The following is an 18,269-nucleotide window of genomic DNA, read 5'->3' as shown; positions in this document are numbered from 1 at the left end:
ACGTTTAGAAAGGGTAAAAATTAAAACTATGTCAAAAATTATAGAATTACCAGAAAATCTTGCTAATCAGATTGCGGCTGGTGAGGTCATCGAGCGACCTAGCAGCGTGGTCAAGGAGTTGATAGAGAATTCCATTGATGCTGGTGCCACTCAAATTATAGTTGAGATTGAAGAAGCAGGGCTCAAGAGTATTCAAGTCATCGATAATGGTGAAGGAATTGAGCATGAGGAGGTTTCCTTGGCTTTGCGGCGGCACGCAACGAGTAAAATTAAGAAGCAAGCCGATCTTTTTCGGATTCGGACTTTGGGCTTTCGTGGTGAAGCGCTTCCGTCTATTGCTTCTGTTTCACGCTTGACAATTGAAACTGCGACAAATGGTGGAACACATGGGACGCGTTTAATTGCTCAGGGGGGAGAAATTGAAACTGTGGAACCAAGTAGTTGCCCTAAGGGTACCAAAATCAAAGTGGAAGACCTTTTTTTCAACACGCCTGCTCGCTTGAAATATATGAAAAGTCAGCAAGCAGAACTATCTCACATTGTAGATATGATTAACCGTTTGAGCTTAGCTCATCCAGAGGTCGCTTTTATCTTGCTCAATGATGGTAAAGAGTTGACTCGGACAGCAGGAACAGGAAATTTGCGTCAAGCAATTGCTGGTATCTATGGATTAACAACAGCAAAAAAAATGATTGAAATTTCAGCTTCTAATCTGGATTTTGAAGTATCAGGCTATATTAGTCTACCAGAGTTGACGCGTGCCAATCGTAACTACATCACCATTCTCATCAATGGTCGTTACATCAAGAATTTCCTGCTCAATCGAGCTATTCTTGATGGTTACGGTAGTAAGCTCATGGTTGGGCGATTCCCGATTGCTGTGATTGCTATCCAGATTGATCCTTACCTTGCGGATGTTAATGTTCATCCGACCAAGCAAGAAGTGCGGATTTCCAAGGAGCGAGAACTGATGGTCTTGATTTCGCAAGCTATTGCTGCGAGTTTAAAAGAACAGGATTTGATTCCGGATGCTTTGGAGAATTTAGCAAAATCAACCATTAACAGAGCAAATAAGTCGGAGCAGACGAGTCTTCCGCTCAAAGAAAACCGACTCTATTATGACAAAGAGAGAAATGACTTTTTTGTTAGACCTCAAGTATCAGAAAGCAATCTTCCTTTTGAGGAAAATGCTACATTTGATCAGCAGCATACTGATACAGATATGCTTGCTTCCAGAGCAGTTTCTGTCAAATTTGCAGCAAGGCAAACTCCTTCTTACGATCAGCTAGATCATCCAGAACTGGATCAGTCAAGCTTAGAAAGAGCTTTAGATAAGTTAGATGGAGAAGAATCTTCAACTTTTCCAGAACTGGAATATTTTGGGCAAATGCATGGCACGTACCTCTTTGCACAAGGAAATGGTGGTCTCTATATTATCGACCAGCATGCAGCGCAGGAGCGAGTCAAATATGAGTATTATCGGGAAAAAATCGGTGATGTGGATGACAGTCAGCAGCAACTTTTGGTTCCCTATATCTTTGAATTTCCAGCGGACGATATGCTGCGGCTCAAGCAGCGGATGAATCTGCTGGAAGAAGTCGGAGTTTTCTTGGACGAATACGGCAGCAATCAGTTTATTCTGAGGGAATACCCTATCTGGATGAAGGAAGAGGAAATCGAGTCGGGTATCTATGAGATGTGTGATATGCTGCTCCTTACCAAGGAAGTTTCTATCAAGAAATACCGAGCTGAACTAGCGATTATGATGAGTTGCAAACGCTCTATTAAGGCCAATCATAGCTTAGATAATGATTCGGCACGTGATTTGATCTTCCAGTTATCGCAATGTGACAATCCCTACAATTGCCCTCACGGTCGTCCAGTTTTGGTAAACTTTACCAAATCTGATATGGAAAAAATGTTCCGTCGCATTCAGGAAAACCACACCAGCTTGCGAGAATTGGGCAAGTATTGAAACTATTTATAGAAACTCTAAAACAGAGAGTGGGACGATGAAAGGTTTGGGGAACCCTTCGAGGCTGGAAATAAAGTCAAGTGAAACTTGGGTCAAAAGGACTGGAAAAGTTGAGTTATCAACGTATTAGAGTCCACTCAGCAGTGATTGATTGGCACTAAAGTGCCTAATCAATTGTGCATGGGAAACTCTACATTGACTAAAGTCACTAGAGCTTCTTCAAACCACTGCGTCTTATAATTCTGACTATATAAACAAAAGAAGCTGAGCACTTTTGTCTCAGCTTCTGTTTTTAAGATTTTATCTGTAAGTGAGTTTCAGCAGTGATTTAAGATGTTTGGCTATAGGAATGGGGTTCTTGATGTTCAGCACTTTCTACTCTAAAGTTAGTTATCTGATCCAAGTAAGTTTTCTTGATGGTCAGATACCTCTTGCAGGCTAAGGCTGCGCCGGCAGATAGAAAGAAGAGGAAAAAGATGAGGGATGGATTCCAGGGAAGATAGAGTCCTCCTGCGAAAAAGAAGAGGGTGATGGCCAGAAAGAGGATATAGAGGACGTTGACCAGACCAAAGCTTCTGACCTCCTGTTGATAGCCCTCGCTTTCCGAAGTAGTCCACTTGGATCTGGCTTCTTTCTCATCTGCCTGATCCAGTAGCAGATAATCCGTCGTCACCTGAAAGATTTTGCTCAGTTCGATGACCTTCTCGATTTCCGGCAGGGCCTGAGCAGATTCCCACTTGGAGATGCTCTGCCGGGAGACATTGACCTTTTCCGCCAGTTGATCCTGAGACCAGCCTCTTTCCTTTCGCAGTTCAAAAATTCGTTTATTGATTTGCATTTGCTAAATCTCCTTTCATATTTCTCTACTTGTATTGTACCATGATTGAGAGAACTTGAACATATAGCCAGCTTTCCTTTTTGTCAACCGGAGGTTGCGCTTTTATTTGCAGTTTCTGCGCTCAGAATATGATATACTAAAAGGGTTGAAAAGGAGAAGTCATGTACGAATATTTTAAAGGAATTTTAAGTAAAATCACAGCCAAGTATATTGTGGTGGAAATAGGACAAATTGGCTATATCCTTCATGTGGCAAATCCCTATGCCTATTCAGGTCAGGTCAATCAGGAGATTCAAGTTTTTGTTCATCAGGTGGTTAGAGAGGATGCCCAGCTCCTCTACGGTTTTGGCACAGAAGATGAAAAACAGCTTTTTCTCAATTTGATTTCGGTTTCTGGTATTGGCCCCGTTTCTGCTCTTGCGATAATCGCAGCCGATGATAATGCTGGATTGGTGCAAGCCATTGAGCAGAAAAACATCACCTATCTGACCAAGTTTCCCAAGATAGGCAAAAAGACAGCCCAGCAGATGGTGTTGGACTTGGAAGGTAAAGTGGTAGCAACAGGTGCGCCAGCGGAAAGCAAGGTTTCCGTCCAGACTGCAGATAATCAGGAGTTGGAAGAAGCCATGGAAGCCATGCTGGCTCTGGGCTACAGGGCTGCTGAACTCAAGAAAATCAAGAAATTCTTTGAAGGCACGACAGATACAGCTGAAAACTACATCAAGTCAGCTCTCAAGATGTTGGTGAAATAGGAGTGAGGATATGACTAAACGTTGTGGTTGGGTAAAAATGAACAACCCCTTGTATGTAGCCTACCACGATGAAGAGTGGGGTCGACCCCTTCATGATGATTGGAAGTTATTTGAACTGCTTTGCATGGAGACCTATCAGGCGGGACTTTCGTGGGAGACCATTTTGAATAAACGTCAGGCTTTTCGGGAGGCCTTTCATTTCTATGACGCGCAGAAAATTGCTCAGATGACAGATGCAGACTTGGATGGTCTTTTGGACAATCCGGATATTATCCGTAATAAGATGAAGCTCTATGCGACCAGAGCCAATGCCCAAGCTTTTTTGGCTGTTCAAGAACAATCCGGTAGTTTTGATCATTATCTCTGGTCTTTTGTTGGATTTACACCGATTGACAATTCTGTCAAGGATTACAGACTTGCTCCGTCTAAAACTTCCCTGTCCGAAAAAATAGCTAAAGATATGAAGCAACGAGGCTTCAAGTTTGTCGGTCCTGTTTGTGTCTATTCTTTCATGCAGGCAGCAGGATTGGTCAATGATCATGAAACAAGTTGTGAATGGAATCCTAAAAAATAAGGCATAAAAGCATTTACCAATATTGCTAAATTTGTACTATATCCTCACTAAACATACAATAAAATGGAATCAAAAGATGACAGTCGAATAACGTAAAAGACAGTTTAGAGAAAAAACTGTCTCTTTAATATGCCGAACGCTACAAAACCATGATTAAGGTTCCAATGGTAATCAAGATGGTGCCAATTAAGGATTTCATAGTAAAATCTTCGTGGAGAAAGATAAAAGCAAGGATGAGCGTGAGAACAACACTAAGCTTATCAATAGGAACGACCTTGGAGGCTTCTCCTTCTTGCAATGCTCGGTAGTAACAAAGCCAAGAAGCGCCTGTTGCTAGGCCTGATAAAATCAGAAAAATCCAGTTTTTCTTACTGATGTTAGCTAAATCAATTTGTCCCTTAGTTAAAAAAACCATACCCCAAGCCATCAAAACGACGACTACTGTCCGAATAGCTGTCGCTAGATTAGAATTAACCCCGGCAATCCCAATTTTAGCTAAGATAGATGTCAGTGCTGCAAACAAAGCAGAAAAAAATGCAAAAATTGCCCACATAATGGAAACCCCTTAAAGTTTTATTCTTTTATTTTATCACATTTGATTCTATCTAACACAAGTAAACCAAGGAAACTCAGGCAGCAAGAACTGTCTGGTTTTTCTTTGTATAAATTAAAATATGGAAAGAATTTGAACCTAGTTGATAAAAAACCACAAGCTAAGACCTGTGGAAATGGTTGATTTCGTGTTTCATATCTTGTAATAAATCCAGTTCATCTGTGATTTCTAATAAGACCAATCCTTTTTTGATTAATTTATTATTATTTTGACAAATTCCTAATCGAATATTACATAAAGCTAAAGCATCATACCTCTTTAACTTTTGTGCAGTCTCTAAAGCTAGTGTGACAATTTTTTCACATTGGTGAAATTCATTATGGTGCAAATAGATTCCTGCTAAATTTGAGAGAAGAGTTAAGCGATCGTTTTGAAAATTTTTATAGTCTTTATATTTCTCTAAATTTTCCAAAATTTTATCAGTAATCAAATGTAGGGTATCCATCGAAAAATGATGTAAAATAGATACTAGAATCCTAAAATCATTTTTATACCAAGTATCTTCTTTTTCTAAATAATTCCAAAACTGCTTGGTGATAGAGATTGTTTCATCTGTTAATGTTTTAACTCCGTTTTTTCTAATAGAAATGAAAAGTTTTAACAAATCATGAATATGCTTAATTGGTAAATCGTATTCCTTACGAAGATATCTTTCACAGAGTTCTTGTAGCTCTTCTAAATCTTGTGTGCCACTAATAGAGCTTATATTTAAAGCTTTGTTAAATATGATACTTCTGGGGCTAGGGTTATAGACGTGACAGATATACTCAAACTCTTCAAAACTCATATTGATTTGACGTAGCAAAAATTCCATATTTTCGTATTTGGGAGTAGCCTTCCCGCTTTCAAATTTAGCCAGAGTTGTTCGGGATAGAACCTCTCCGCATACATCTGCTTGCGATAAACCTTTTGATTTGCGAATTTCTTTATAAACAGCTCCGAAATCATACCTCATAACAAACCTACAAACCTCTCAGAATAATATAGTGCGAAAAAAGTTGGCGTTTTCAAAAAAGTGATTTCAAATATTATAACATAGAAGTGAAAATTTATAAAGAAACGGAGGGAGAATATGAGAACAGCTTGTTTACAATTGATGATACTTTTGTTACTGTATCCAAGTATCTGGCCATTTTAATAAGTAAGGTGTGAATTATGTTTACATTTCATTCAAATTAGGAAATAACACGTTATGATATTTTCATCAAATGGAAGTCTATACTAGTTAAGACAATATTTGATATATCATACATATAAAGGAGGAAACCCTATCAAATAGTTCAAATAAATTTACGAAATTAGCACTTATTGGTGCTCTTGCCCTTACTCTTAGTCCTTTGGCTGGAGGTGGGGTCTCAGCAGATACCCAGCATCCTCATCCTACTTATAAGGATACTTGGAATTATGGTGTAACATCAAATGGATGGGCCTACTCGCATTATTATTTAGAAGCACCAATCCGTCTTGGAAGCGGCTCATCTGTGACCGATATATGGGGAAATGTAAAAGACTATGCCAAATCAAATTATGGCTGGGCAAATTCAGGAGCTACAAAACATTGGTCATGGATTCAAGCAAAGTCATTTTATTCTTGGTATGAATTCTAATAGTCATACGATTTAATAAACTTATCGTGGAGGGAAATGCCTGCATAGTAGAATTTCAGTTTTTCCCTCCTTGTTTTTTGTTGTAAAGGAGTCTTGTATGAAGTGGCGGCTAACCGTTCTTTCTTTATTTGTCTTACTAATATCATTTTTATCTTTAGGTGCTGTTAAAGAGTTTGGGAACGACATTCCTTATCCTGCGCAGGCAGCTTTTTCATTGACGGGCTCTAGTGAGGTTGATAAAAACCAAATTTTTGATAAAATACAGGAAATTGCAGATAAAAAGCAATTAACTATTTATCGTCCTTTTTTAGATAAAAGTGGTCAGCAAGCTACATTTGTTTTTGGAAAGATACAGCGCAAAAATCAATCTTATATCACGGATCGAGGAGTCTTGGCAGCAAGTACCGCGACTGGTATGTATTATTCTAGTAAGGCGCTACCGACAGAATTAAAAACAGAATTGCAGCGATTTGGCTTGACTTACACAGGAGCAGACCTTCCGTGGTACTTAGTGCCAATCAACTTTCTATTTATGAATTTACGCTCTCTGGCAGTTTGGACTTTATTTTTTGTTTTTGCTGTGCTTCTTTTTGCAGTCAAAATGCTTTATGTTAAAAAAGCTATGATTCAGCGCAGTCTGGGGCTTTTTGATAGAGAATTTCGGCGTTCACTTTGGTTGGATTCTACTATTTTGATTAGCACAGGAATCCTTGTGTGGCTACTTTTTGTTTTATGGCAAGGTAGTATGGTAAATGTTTATGTTAAGACGTTTAGCTTATTACTATTTCTCAATCTCTTTATTTTGATGGTTATTAGCTTACTTGTCAATCTACTTTTTGCTTTAAATGTTCGCCTTATGGGAGCTGTAACTGTCTTGAAGAATAAAAAATCAAATCCGTTAGTACTTTATATCTGGCTTTTTGGAATTTTGCTATCTTGCTTTATCTTTGGCGTGACTGCATCGGAAAGTGTTAAAACCATTTCCAAATCTGCCCAAGAAATAGCTGTTTTGGGAAATTGGAAAATAGCTCAAGATTATGCTGCGATCACTTGGTTTGAAAATACCGCTACTCATACTGATGAAAATCATCAAATTGATTCAACATTTATAAAAGAAAATGCTGCGAAGCATAGACAATTGATTCAATCTTTTGGGACAGATGGCTGGCTTTATTCAGAGCAATCTAGCCTTAGCCCAGATCGAACTAAGCACGCTCCGGAAGAATTTAAGCAGGAGCTGGTAAGAAATGGTGTCGATAGTAAAATTGCAGAAACATTGTTCTATGTCAATACAGGATTGATGAATAAAAATAAAAAATTGTATCCTCAAAATAAGTATGGGCAAGCACCGAAAGAAAGCTTAGGTGTTATCTATATTCCAAAAAGTCAGATGGCTCACGTAGACAATATTCGTAAGATAATTAACTATGAGCACTTCCGATATTCAGCTTTAAAAGCTGAGGATTTTCAAATCGTAGAAATTCCTGATGGACAGAAGACTTTTCTTTTTAACCATAAAGACAGTCCAGATGAATTATTGGCTAAACAAGAAGTAGTGAACAAGACTTTAGTGCAAATCAATTTTCACAATCTACCAGCAGATGCAGCTTTTGATAACTATTATACAGTTCTTGCAACAAAAGGAGCTTTTAAACAGAAATGGATAAAAGAAAAGATTAGCCAAGCTGGTTTGACTCATTTTTCTAGTATGACAAACATTTCAGAGCAACTATTATTAGCTCGTGAAAAAATTATTAGCCAACTGACAGGGACGATTACTGCTCTACTGATGTTAATCTTGGCGCAGTTCTTTATTATTTATGAATATATTACCACTCGCATGAAACAAAAAGCGAAAAAGATTTCTTTACAAAGTTTGTTAGGAGCAAGTAGTTATCTAGAAATTTTTCAGTCTTTACTGCCATTGATAGCAGGCATTTTATTTGTCAGTGCATTGACAATTTTAGTGATGAAAGGCAGTTTCCTAGTAGTTGGTTTAGTAGGAGTTCTTTATGCGTTTGAGATAACTGCTATGTCTTACTTTGCTTTAATGAACGTCAGAAAAAATCGTGTTCAGATTATAAAAGGAGATTTTGAAATACTATGATTGAGATAGAAAATTTAGCGAAAAAATATGGACGAAAAACCGTCTACAGCCATGTCAATCTACATTTTGAAAGGAATCAATCCTATGCTTTAGTTGGGCTTTCGGGTTCTGGAAAGACAACATTGTTAAATGCAATTGCTCGTTTAGAAAAACCAGATCAAGGCAGAATTTTGCTCAATAAGCAAGATATTTGGAAAATGAAGGAAAAAGATTATTTTAAACATTATCTGGGCTATGTCTTTCAAAATTATGCTTTGGTGGAAGAAGAAACAGTTTTCGACAACTTGAAACTATTGGCGGGTAAATCAGAAATTCTGATAGCTTTAAAACAGGTTGGACTAAATGAGTCTGTCATGAAGTCCAAAATTTATGAGCTTTCCGGTGGTCAAGCCCAACGGGTTTCAATTGCGCGATTATTATTAAAAAAAGCGAAGGTCATTTTAGCAGATGAGCCGACAGGCGCTCTTGACCAGCAAACAGGAAAATCAATTATTGATTTGTTGCTTAGTTTGGTTGCATCAGACACTGTGGTTATTTTTGCGACGCATGATCCAAATGTTTTTGAACGAGTTGATCAGGTCGTTGATATCACACAGATTAGTGGCTCATTAGAACAGTCATATTAGATTGATTGACAAACAAAAAGAGGCATAGCCTCTTTTTGTTTGTCAAGATACTATAGATGATATGCTGAGCAACTTGAAAATTGTTTTATTAACAAATTTTAATCTTTTTTATGATAAAATAAGACCAAATTGCGAATAGTAAGATAGGAGGTTCTATGAAAGCAGAAATTATTGCTGTGGGCACCGAGATTCTGACCGGGCAAATTGTCAATACGAATGCTCAATTTTTATCGGAAAAATTAGCTAGTTTAGGGATTGATGTTTATTTCCAGACTGCTGTCGGTGACAATGAAAATCGTCTTTTATCTATTTTGGAAATTGCAAAGAAACGGAGCGATCTTGTCATTCTTTGTGGTGGCTTGGGTCCAACAGAAGATGACTTGACCAAACAGGTGTTGGCAAAATTTTTAAATCGCAGGTTGGTCTTTGACCAAGTAGCTATGGAAAAATTAGATCGTTTCTTCGCGAGTCGACTGGACTATGTTCGAACACCAAATAATGAGCGGCAAGCTCAGATAGTGGAAGATTCGACTTCTCTACAAAACGAAACCGGACTTGCGGTGGGGGGCGTGATTGAAGTAAGTGGTGTAACTTATGTTGTTCTGCCTGGTCCACCTAGTGAATTAAAACCTATGGTGAACAATGAGCTGATTCCGATTTTAGCAACGGATCAAAAATTGTATTCAAGAGTTTTGCGCTTCTTTGGCATTGGTGAAAGTCAATTAGTAACTCTTTTAGGAGATTTAATTGATGCTCAGATCGATCCGACCATTGCTCCTTATGCTAAGACGGGAGAGGTGACATTGCGATTATCCACAAAGGCTAGCAGTCAAAAAGAAGCAGATACTAAGTTTGCTTATTTGGAAAAGAAAATTTTAGCTGTACAGACTTTTGAGAAACAACGTTTAGTGGACCTTTTCTATGCTTATGGAGATGATAATTCTCTAGCGCAGACAACTTTTGAATTGTTGAGGAGAGCAGGCAAGACTGTTACAGCAGCCGAAAGTTTGACTGCTGGCCTTTTTCAAGCAACTTTGGCAAACTTTTCTGGAGCTTCCAAAGTCTTTAGTGGTGGCTTTGTTACTTACAGTATGGAGGAAAAGAGCCGCATGCTGGACATTCCTTTGGCAGACTTGGAAAAATATGGAGTTGTTTCTGCTTTTACAGCAAAGAAAATGGCTGAGCAGGCCAGAAAATTGACTGCCAGTGACTATGCAGTGAGTTTGACGGGTGTGGCAGGTCCAGACAGCTTAGAAGGATATCCGGCAGGGACAGTTTATATTGGCTTAGCAACTACAGAGAATGTACAATCTTTTAAGGTTAATATTGCCGGTCGTAGTCGGACTGATGTACGAAAAATAGCCGTTCTGCATGCTTTCAATCAGTTACGAAAAACTTTATTAAAAAACGAAAATATGCTATAATAATTAGATAGTCGAGAAAATTAATTTATCACTATACAGGAGAAATAAATGGCGAAAAAACAAAAAAAATTAGAAGAAATTTCAAAGAAATTTGGTGAGGAACGTCAAAAAGCGTTAGATAATGCACTTAAAAATATCGAAAAAGATTTTGGTAAAGGGGCGATTATGCGTTTGGGTGAGCGCGCTGAACAAAAAGTTCAAGTTATGAGCTCAGGTAGCTTGGCGTTAGATATTGCACTTGGTGCAGGAGGGTATCCAAAAGGTCGGATTATTGAAATCTATGGACCAGAATCATCTGGTAAGACGACAGTGGCCCTCCATGCTGTTGCTCAGGCTCAGAAAGAAGGTGGAATTGCGGCCTTTATTGATGCTGAGCACGCTCTGGATCCGGCGTATGCGCAAGCTCTTGGGGTTAATATTGATGAATTACTCCTTTCTCAACCCGATTCTGGTGAGCAAGGACTAGAAATTGCTGGGAAATTGATTGATTCTGGTGCAGTAGATTTGGTGGTCATCGACTCTGTGGCAGCTCTTGTACCGCGTGCTGAAATTGATGGTGATATCGGAGATAGCCATGTTGGTTTGCAAGCGCGTATGATGAGTCAAGCTATGCGTAAACTATCTGCTTCTATTAATAAAACGAAGACAATTGCGATTTTCATCAACCAACTACGCGAAAAAGTTGGTATTATGTTTGGAAATCCAGAAACAACACCGGGCGGTCGAGCTCTTAAATTTTATGCTTCTGTCCGTCTGGATGTCCGTGGCAATACTCAAATCAAGGGAACTGGTGATGAAAAGGACACTAATGTCGGTAAGGAAACCAAAATTAAGGTTGTGAAAAACAAGGTGGCTCCGCCATTTAAAGAAGCCTTTGTGGAAATCATGTATGGTGAAGGAATTTCCAAAACAGGTGAGCTCATCAAGATTGCAACAGATCTAGATATTATCAAAAAAGCGGGCGCGTGGTATTCTTACAATGATGAAAAGATTGGGCAAGGGTCTGAAAATGCTAAGAAATACTTAGCAGATCATCCAGAAATTTTTGATGAAATTGATCACAAGGTTCGAGTTCACTATGGTTTGATTGAGAATGATACTGAAGATGAAAAAAATGCAGAAGCAATTAAATCAGCAAACAAAGTAGAGGAAGTGACTCTAGACTTAGACGATGCGATTGAGATTGAGGAATAATTTTTTAAAAATAGGTCGTAAGACGGAGGGATTTTATGGTATAATATAGTATGATAATAGTACCGTGTGGCGAAAGGAGTACTTACATGATTACAATTTATACTGTCTCAAGTTGCACTAGTTGTAAAAAAGCAAAAACATGGCTCAATGCTCACCAGTTAACTTATAAAGAACAAAATCTTGGTAAAGAAGGGATTACAAAAGAAGAATTGTTAGATATTCTAACAAAAACTGAAAATGGGGTTGCAAGTATTGTGTCTTCAAAAAATCGTTATGCAAAAGGTTTAGGCGTAGATATCGAAGAATTGAGTGTGAGTGAAGTGATTGATTTGATTATGGAAACGCCACGTATTTTGAAAAGTCCTATTTTAGTAGATGATAAACGTCTTCAAGTAGGATACAAAGAAGATGATATTCGTGCATTCCTACCTCGCTCGGTTCGTAATGTTGAAAATACAGAAGCGCGTTTACGCGCGGCCTTGTAAAGAGTGGGATTTCCACTCTTTTTTATTTCAATGTTTATTGATATTAAAAATATGATAAAATAAAGAATGAGGAGGAGTTAATCTATGAAAAGAAGCCTAATTTTATTAACCATTATTCTTACAGTCTTAGTAGGCTGTGGTCAAAAGAAAGAAACAAAATCAAAAGCAAGCAAACAATCTATTGATAGTACGTTGCCAGTTATTGCAAATGATGAAAAAGAAACGGTTGTGACGAAAAAATTATCGTTTCCAAAAACAGCTGAGGGAGTTCAGCAAACGCAAACAATTACTTACAAAGGGAACCAATTTTTAGGTTTAACGATTGAACAAATTTTGCCGATGAAAGAAGAATTAAAAAAGGTGGTTGCTGAGGTTGGAGTTGCTGAGGCGCAAAAATTATTGGAAAAATCTTTGGCTGAAGATGAAAAATTTACACAAGCAAAAAATTTGCAAGGCTTTTCAACCTCTTTGGAAATTATAAATGAGCAAGAATTGAAGCGAACTCATACGTTTGATTTTCAAGTTTTGGATGTTAATAAAGCCGCAAATACTGAGTATTTAAAGAATATGAAATTAAAAGAATTTTTAAAAATGAAACCAAAAGAATATGTTGAAGATCAGATTGCCAGTGGTGCAACGGAAGTCAATCAATAACTTGTTAAACATGAATTGATTTTTTAGACGGCTCTTTTTGACAACGCTTACAAAAGATGGTATACTATTCTTATAAAGCTCTAAAATACAAGGAGGATATTTTTATGAGAAAATCGGTTGTTTTGTTAGGAGCAAGTTTGTTGCTGCTCACAGCTTGTGGTCAAAAATCCGGTCAGAATCAGTCAGGGGATAGTAAGACTGGTTCGAGTGTTGTGAAAAAGGATTCTGTTGTGACCAAGTCTTTTCAACAAAAACAGACTGTCCAAGGGATTGAACAAACACTTACGCAAACTATTTCTTATGAAGGAAAAACCTTTAAGAAGTTTGTGATAAATCTTGAACAAATACTTCCTGAAAATATGAAGAGTGCATTAGCGGGTCAAGATTTAGAAAGCACTAAGCCGCACTTGATTTCTGCTTTTGAAAAGGCTGCAGGATTGGATAAATTTAAGTCTTTGGGCGGTGTTGATGTTAAAACAGACATTACAAAAGACTATATTATTAAAGTTGCAATCAATATTGATATGAGCAAAATCAACCTTGATGAAGCATCAAAACTGGATACATATGGCTCTATGTTTTCAACTATCAAAAATTTAACACCCAAACAATATATTGAATCTGTCAAAGCAGCTGGTGCTAAAGAAGTTGCAAATCCATGATTTTATAGGTGTATATGAAACAAAAAAAGCTGAAATTTATTCAGCTTTTTTCAACCCCTTTCATTTGTGAAAAGTCTTGAAATGTGCTATAATATGGGTATTCTAGTGAAAGAAGGTGTAATTGTGGGATTTACAGATGAGACAGTACGTTTTAATCTTGATGATTCAAACAAAAAAGAGATTAGTGAAACATTGAAAGATGTCTATGTGTCGCTGAATGAAAAGGGCTATAACCCAATCAACCAAATCGTAGGATACGTGCTTAGTGGTGATCCTGCGTATGTACCTCGCTATAATAATGCACGAAATCAAATTCGTAAATATGAACGTGATGAGATTGTAGAAGAATTAGTTCGTTATTATTTGAAAGGACAAGGCATTGATCTCTAATGAGAATTATGGGGTTAGATGTTGGTTCAAAAACAGTTGGTGTTGCAATTAGTGACCCACTTGGTTTTACAGCTCAAGGGCTTGAAATTATTCCCATCAATGAAGAACAAGAAGAATTTGGTTTTGAGCGTTTGACTGAACTTGTCCAAGAATATAAGGTGGACAAGTTTGTTGTGGGTCTTCCTAAGAATATGAACAATACAAGCGGACCACGTGTAGAAGCAAGTCAGGCTTATGGGACTAAGATTGAGCAGCTATTTCATTTGCCAGTTGAATACCAAGATGAGCGCCTAACAACAGTAGCTGCGGAGAGAATGTTGATTGAGCAAGCGGATGTGAGCAGAAAGAAGCGAAAAAAAGTGATTGATAAGCTCGCAGCACAGCTTATATTACAAAATTATTTAGATCGAAATTTTTAATAAATAAAGGAGAAAACATGGCACACGATCATAACCATGACCATGAACACGAAGAACGTGAACTAATTACTTTAGTGGATGAGCAGGGAAACGAAACTTTGTTTGAAATTCTCTTGACCATTGATGGAAAAGAAGAATTTGGGAAAAACTACGTTCTATTGATTCCAGCTAGCGCAGAAGAAGATGAAAATGGCGAGGTAGAAATTCAAGCCTACTCGTTTACTGAAAATGAAGACGGAACAGAGGGTGACCTCCAACCAATTCCAGAAGATTCAGATGCTGAATGGGATATGATTGAAGAAGTTTTCAATAGCTTTATGGAAGAATAAAAATTGCGTACACTAGCTTTTCGTATTACAAACAATGAAGAGATTGAAAGGCTGTGTGAATAGTTATTTTTATGGTATACGAATGAGTGGTTGGTTAATTCCCATGTGGAGCAAGAGTTTCAGCCATTCAAGTGAATTGTGGGGTGTGACATAAACCAAAGTCTGGTTCTGTTTCACTCCCTTTTTGCTGGGAGAAGAATATGAATGAAATTGAAACGTGGCTAGAGAGTCGCATTGGTTTAAATTTTCGCTCTGGTTTAGAGCGAATGAGACAGGCTATAAGTCTTTTGGATCATCCGGAAGAAAATTATCCCATTATTCATGTGACAGGAACGAACGGAAAAGGCTCAAGCATTGCTTTTATGAGTCAATTATTTGCAGAGCATAAAAAGAAGGTGGGAACCTTTACGTCACCTCATATGGTGAGCATTTATGATCGGATTTGTGTCAATCATAAACCAATCTCTGACAAGGATTTTGTTAGAATTAGGCGCCGTATTCAAGCAATGGAAAGGCAACTTTTGCGGACACAAGATCCATTATCTTATTTTGAAATTTTAACACTCATAGCTTTATTGTATTTCGAAGAAAAGCAGGTAGATGTGGCTTTAATTGAGGTGGGAATTGGTGGACTTTTAGATGCAACAAATGTAGTGATAGGAGATGTTGCGGTTGTAACGTCTGTAGGATTGGATCATCAAGAAACATTAGGAGACTCCATAGTAGCAATTGCGGAGCAGAAAGCAGGGATTTTCAAGAAAAAGGAACGAGCTGTTATCGGGCCGCTGGCTGAAGAAGCCAGAAGGGTCTGCGAATTGCGCGCAGATGAGTTGGGAGTTGTCTTGTATGAATACGGTAGGGATTTTTCATTTTCAAAAGGACAATTTTCTAATCAAGATAAAATGATAGTTGGTTTACAGCTGGGTCTCAAAGGTACTTATCAGGAAGAAAATGCAGCTGTTGCTTTGCAAAGTTTTCTTTTATTCATGAAACAGCAAAATTGGCAACCACAAGTAAAATGGATACGCAAGGCTTTGCAAGAGACCCATTGGGCAGGGAGACTGGAATATTTTGAGAGAGGAATTTATTTGGACGGGGCTCACAATTTACCCGCTTTGTCACGTTTGGTGGAGTTTATTCGCCAGCAAGAACAAAAAGAAATTTTTCTTTTATTCGGTGCTTTGAAACGTAAAAATTATCAGGGAATGCTGTCTTATCTAAAACAAGAATTGCCAGATGTGCGGTTGACGATAACGACATTTGAGGATGACGATGCAATAGATAAGCGGAATCTGACAACTGAAACCTATGTTTCCTCTTATCGGGAGTTTATTGAACAATTCATTAAAAATTCTAATGATAATCAGCTTCTTTTTGTGACAGGTTCTCTTTATTTCATTGCAGAAGTTCGTGCTTTTCTTTTGGAGAAAGAATTGACTGCTTGAAACGAGAAATAGTAGAATAGAAATGTAATCAAAAAAGGAGGGAATCAAATGGTACAATTAAAGAAACTTGGCTATGCCACATTGTTTCTAATAGGGCTTATCATTTTGATATCGTGTGCCAAGTCTAATCAAACTTCATCATCATCTCAATCTGTCTCAAGCAGTCAATCAACTACAGTCTCAAGTGAGAGCAGCACTTCGTCAACTATTGCAGAAAATTCGGTAGAAAAATTAGACGGTACTTATAAAGGTATGGACGAAGAAGATGAGATCACTTTGGTTATCAAGGGAAACAGTGGCACGTGGACAGAAGAAGAGCCAAATGGTAAGAAAGAAGTAAAACAAGTGAGCATTGATCCAACAAATCAGCGAATGACGATTGGTGACGACATTGAGCGTTATATGATTAATGGCAATCAGTTGACAATTGAGGATATTGAGCAAGAAAACGGCGAAAATGATACGGTTGTTTTAACGAAGCAATAACTTATTTGATATTGGAGCAATGACTCTTAATAGAAAAACTAAATAGTAGCTTGCAAATGTAGGAGGTTGAGTTCAGATATTTCATCAGTTTTTATAACCACTGCTTTAAATTGTGTTTGTTTTACCCACCGCTCCAAATGGTTTATAAATTGTTCGCTTCGTGGATTTTATCTGCGCTCGCTAGTGATTCTCTATACTGGAGTTATGTGAGAATGAAAAAAGTTTAGTATTTCAGAAAAAATTTAGAAATAAGAAGATGAGGGAAGAGAATTTGACTAACTTTTTGAAGTGTAATAGGTGATAAAAACGAACAGCGAGAGAGAATTTTTTCAACTTACGGTAAATCGAAATACAGTACCAGTAGGAAAGGTGGATTTTGAAGGGGGAAGACAAGTTAAAAAGACAGATCTTACAAAATTAGGTAGCTATAAAACAGATAAGATTATCAGTTATCACATGTCTATTAATCAATCTGGTAAAGAGATTTCTGATGCCAAAGTAACAGACATTCTGAGTACTCCTAAAATTTCTTATATTAAGAACAGTTTCAAAATTGAAAAAGGTAAGTGGGTGATTGTAAATAATCGTTGGGTATGAAGAATAAAATAAATGTCACGGAACAATTTACAATCAATTTCATATCTGACTCACAATTTTCTGTTGATTTAGGTCATATCAAAGCAGGAGAAGGTTATCGTATTAACTATAAAGCTAAAGCAAACTATAATTTACAGAATGGAGAAATTGTTGAAAATATTGCTTCACTTTGGTCAAGTAAAATAAAAATCATAAATTCCATAGTGAAGACTACTTACAGAGAAGCAGGCGGAAATGCAGAAGGTTATGTTTACTCAATCACGCTGCATAAAAAGGATGAAGTTTCTGGTATGCCTTTAACGGGAACTATCTTTAGGGTTATACGAGATCGCAACGGTACTACAGTTGGGGAATTTACCACAGATAGTGCAGGGGAGGTAACAAGTCCGAATCTATTAAAAGATACTTATAAAATTAAAGAAATAAAAGCTCCGGCTGGATATCAGCTATTTAAACGAAAGTTTAAGATTACTCCGGATAAGTTTAATAATGAGAAGACTTATGATTTGGAAGTTCTCAATAAACGAGGATTGGTTGAGGTCAATTGAGAGTTAAGAAATTATTAATTGGACGTGATTTAAAGGCAGGTGATTTTGAGTTTGAACTCAAAGGCACAGAGGATAATGTCCACCAAGTCAAGAAAAATGATGTTAATGGTGAGGTGGTTTTCGATACTATTGAGTACACGAAAGTGGGAACATATCATTATATGATTACTGAAAAAGATACGAAACTTCAAGGTGTAATCTATGATAAAAAAGTGATCAAAGTAACAGTGACTGTTACAGACAATAGTTCGCGTATACTAGAAACTAAAGGTCGATATGATCAGGATGTTAAAGCTTTTGAAAATAGCTATACCCTACCAGCAACACCGCCGAAGAAAGGTTTGCCTAAAACAGGAACAGCTGTTCATTACTTAGCAATCTTTATGGATATGATATTGTTAGTGGGTGCAGTTTACTTCATCAAGAAAAAAATAAGTCTAGAGGTGGAAGCCTAATGAGAAATGGAGAGCCGAATTAGGTTCCCTTTTTTATTGAAAGTTTTAAAAATGATTTGAAAATCAAGCAAGACTTGACTTTGGCTTGA

General features: G+C 37.5%; 22 protein-coding genes. 19 read left to right on the top strand and 3 right to left on the bottom strand.

Annotated features, from left to right (window positions below):
• Positions 1–28 precede the first annotated feature (28 nt).
• Positions 29–1,975, top strand: coding sequence for a DNA mismatch repair endonuclease MutL (gene mutL, locus PCY71_RS10290; protein ID WP_049492340.1), 1,947 nt, complete (start codon positions 29–31; stop codon positions 1,973–1,975).
• Between the two features lie 328 nt (positions 1,976–2,303).
• Here mutL and PCY71_RS10285 read toward each other — a convergent pair whose 3' ends face one another.
• Complete coding sequence (locus tag PCY71_RS10285) at positions 2,304–2,813, bottom strand: helix-turn-helix domain-containing protein (RefSeq protein WP_003071502.1); 510 nt, start codon at positions 2,811–2,813, stop codon at positions 2,304–2,306.
• A 161-nt stretch (positions 2,814–2,974) separates the two neighbouring features.
• On the opposite strand from PCY71_RS10285, the gene ruvA reads away from it, so the two are divergent.
• Together ruvA and PCY71_RS10275 are read left to right on the top strand one after the other, a co-directional pair.
• Positions 2,975–3,565, top strand: coding sequence for a Holliday junction branch migration protein RuvA (gene ruvA, locus PCY71_RS10280; RefSeq protein WP_301412558.1), 591 nt, complete (start codon positions 2,975–2,977; stop codon positions 3,563–3,565).
• Positions 3,566–3,575: 10 nt separating this feature from the next.
• On the top strand, positions 3,576–4,139 hold the full coding sequence (locus tag PCY71_RS10275) for a DNA-3-methyladenine glycosylase I (protein ID WP_301412557.1): 564 nt from the start codon (positions 3,576–3,578) through the stop codon (positions 4,137–4,139).
• Between the two features lie 139 nt (positions 4,140–4,278).
• Here the strand turns inward: PCY71_RS10275 and PCY71_RS10270 are convergent, their stop codons facing one another.
• The gene (locus PCY71_RS10270; RefSeq protein ID WP_049480871.1) at positions 4,279–4,692 is read right to left on the bottom strand and encodes an EamA family transporter; all 414 of its coding nucleotides are present in this window, start codon (positions 4,690–4,692) and stop codon (positions 4,279–4,281) included.
• Positions 4,693–4,852: 160 nt separating this feature from the next.
• Positions 4,853–5,707, bottom strand: coding sequence for an Rgg/GadR/MutR family transcriptional regulator (locus PCY71_RS10265; RefSeq protein WP_006269187.1), 855 nt, complete (start codon positions 5,705–5,707; stop codon positions 4,853–4,855).
• A 382-nt stretch (positions 5,708–6,089) separates the two neighbouring features.
• On the opposite strand from PCY71_RS10265, the gene PCY71_RS10260 reads away from it, so the two are divergent.
• From PCY71_RS10260 to PCY71_RS10185, 16 genes are all read left to right on the top strand, one after another.
• Positions 6,090–6,359: a hypothetical protein gene (locus PCY71_RS10260; RefSeq protein WP_020998096.1), complete on the top strand. Its 270-nt coding sequence runs from the start codon at positions 6,090–6,092 to the stop codon at positions 6,357–6,359.
• Between the two features lie 97 nt (positions 6,360–6,456).
• The gene (locus PCY71_RS10255; RefSeq protein ID WP_301412556.1) at positions 6,457–8,466 is read left to right on the top strand and encodes an ABC transporter permease; all 2,010 of its coding nucleotides are present in this window, start codon (positions 6,457–6,459) and stop codon (positions 8,464–8,466) included.
• A complete protein-coding gene (locus tag PCY71_RS10250) occupies positions 8,463–9,092 on the top strand; it encodes an ABC transporter ATP-binding protein (protein ID WP_006269784.1) in 630 nt (209 codons plus the stop codon). Before PCY71_RS10255 ends, PCY71_RS10250 begins: the two co-directional genes overlap by 4 nt.
• Before the next feature lie 155 nt (positions 9,093–9,247).
• Positions 9,248–10,516, top strand: a complete 1,269-nt coding sequence (locus PCY71_RS10245) for a competence/damage-inducible protein A (protein ID WP_006269781.1) — start codon at positions 9,248–9,250, stop codon at positions 10,514–10,516.
• A 48-nt stretch (positions 10,517–10,564) separates the two neighbouring features.
• On the top strand, positions 10,565–11,710 hold the full coding sequence (gene recA, locus PCY71_RS10240) for a recombinase RecA (protein ID WP_006269775.1): 1,146 nt from the start codon (positions 10,565–10,567) through the stop codon (positions 11,708–11,710).
• An 86-nt stretch (positions 11,711–11,796) separates the two neighbouring features.
• A complete protein-coding gene (gene spx, locus PCY71_RS10235; RefSeq protein ID WP_003026638.1) occupies positions 11,797–12,195 on the top strand; it encodes a transcriptional regulator Spx in 399 nt (132 codons plus the stop codon).
• Between the two features lie 84 nt (positions 12,196–12,279).
• The gene (locus PCY71_RS10230; RefSeq protein WP_301412555.1) at positions 12,280–12,849 is read left to right on the top strand and encodes an SP0191 family lipoprotein; all 570 of its coding nucleotides are present in this window, start codon (positions 12,280–12,282) and stop codon (positions 12,847–12,849) included.
• A gap of 104 nt (positions 12,850–12,953) precedes the next feature.
• Positions 12,954–13,511 carry an SP0191 family lipoprotein gene (locus tag PCY71_RS10225; RefSeq protein WP_003071476.1) on the top strand — a complete coding sequence of 186 codons (558 nt, stop codon included), beginning with the start codon at positions 12,954–12,956 and terminating at the stop codon, positions 13,509–13,511.
• 123 nt (positions 13,512–13,634) lie between these two features.
• Entirely contained in the window at positions 13,635–13,901 is a 267-nt protein-coding gene (locus PCY71_RS10220; protein WP_009569646.1) for an IreB family regulatory phosphoprotein, read from the top strand.
• Entirely contained in the window at positions 13,901–14,320 is a 420-nt protein-coding gene (gene ruvX, locus PCY71_RS10215; RefSeq protein WP_003071469.1) for a Holliday junction resolvase RuvX, read from the top strand. The genes PCY71_RS10220 and ruvX overlap by 1 nt, the downstream gene beginning before the upstream one ends.
• Positions 14,321–14,337: 17 nt before the next feature.
• Positions 14,338–14,649, top strand: coding sequence for a DUF1292 domain-containing protein (locus tag PCY71_RS10210; protein WP_003027765.1), 312 nt, complete (start codon positions 14,338–14,340; stop codon positions 14,647–14,649).
• 200 nt (positions 14,650–14,849) lie between these two features.
• Positions 14,850–16,094, top strand: coding sequence for a folylpolyglutamate synthase/dihydrofolate synthase family protein (locus PCY71_RS10205; RefSeq protein ID WP_301412554.1), 1,245 nt, complete (start codon positions 14,850–14,852; stop codon positions 16,092–16,094).
• A 48-nt stretch (positions 16,095–16,142) separates the two neighbouring features.
• The gene (locus PCY71_RS10200) at positions 16,143–16,580 is read left to right on the top strand and encodes an SP_0198 family lipoprotein (protein ID WP_301412553.1); all 438 of its coding nucleotides are present in this window, start codon (positions 16,143–16,145) and stop codon (positions 16,578–16,580) included.
• Between the two features lie 297 nt (positions 16,581–16,877).
• A complete protein-coding gene (locus PCY71_RS10195; RefSeq protein ID WP_301412552.1) occupies positions 16,878–17,177 on the top strand; it encodes a hypothetical protein in 300 nt (99 codons plus the stop codon).
• Positions 17,174–17,725, top strand: coding sequence for a collagen binding domain-containing protein (locus PCY71_RS10190; RefSeq protein ID WP_301412551.1), 552 nt, complete (start codon positions 17,174–17,176; stop codon positions 17,723–17,725). Before PCY71_RS10195 ends, PCY71_RS10190 begins: the two co-directional genes overlap by 4 nt.
• Positions 17,722–18,180, top strand: a complete 459-nt coding sequence (locus PCY71_RS10185; RefSeq protein ID WP_301412550.1) for an FctA domain-containing protein — start codon at positions 17,722–17,724, stop codon at positions 18,178–18,180. The genes PCY71_RS10190 and PCY71_RS10185 overlap by 4 nt, the downstream gene beginning before the upstream one ends.
• The last annotated feature ends 89 nt before the right edge of the window (positions 18,181–18,269 follow it).

The sequence above is a fragment of the Streptococcus sp. SN3 genome (genome assembly GCF_030439905.1).
Note: the sequence above shows the minus strand (reverse complement) of the source record. Positions and strands in the feature narration are given on the sequence as shown.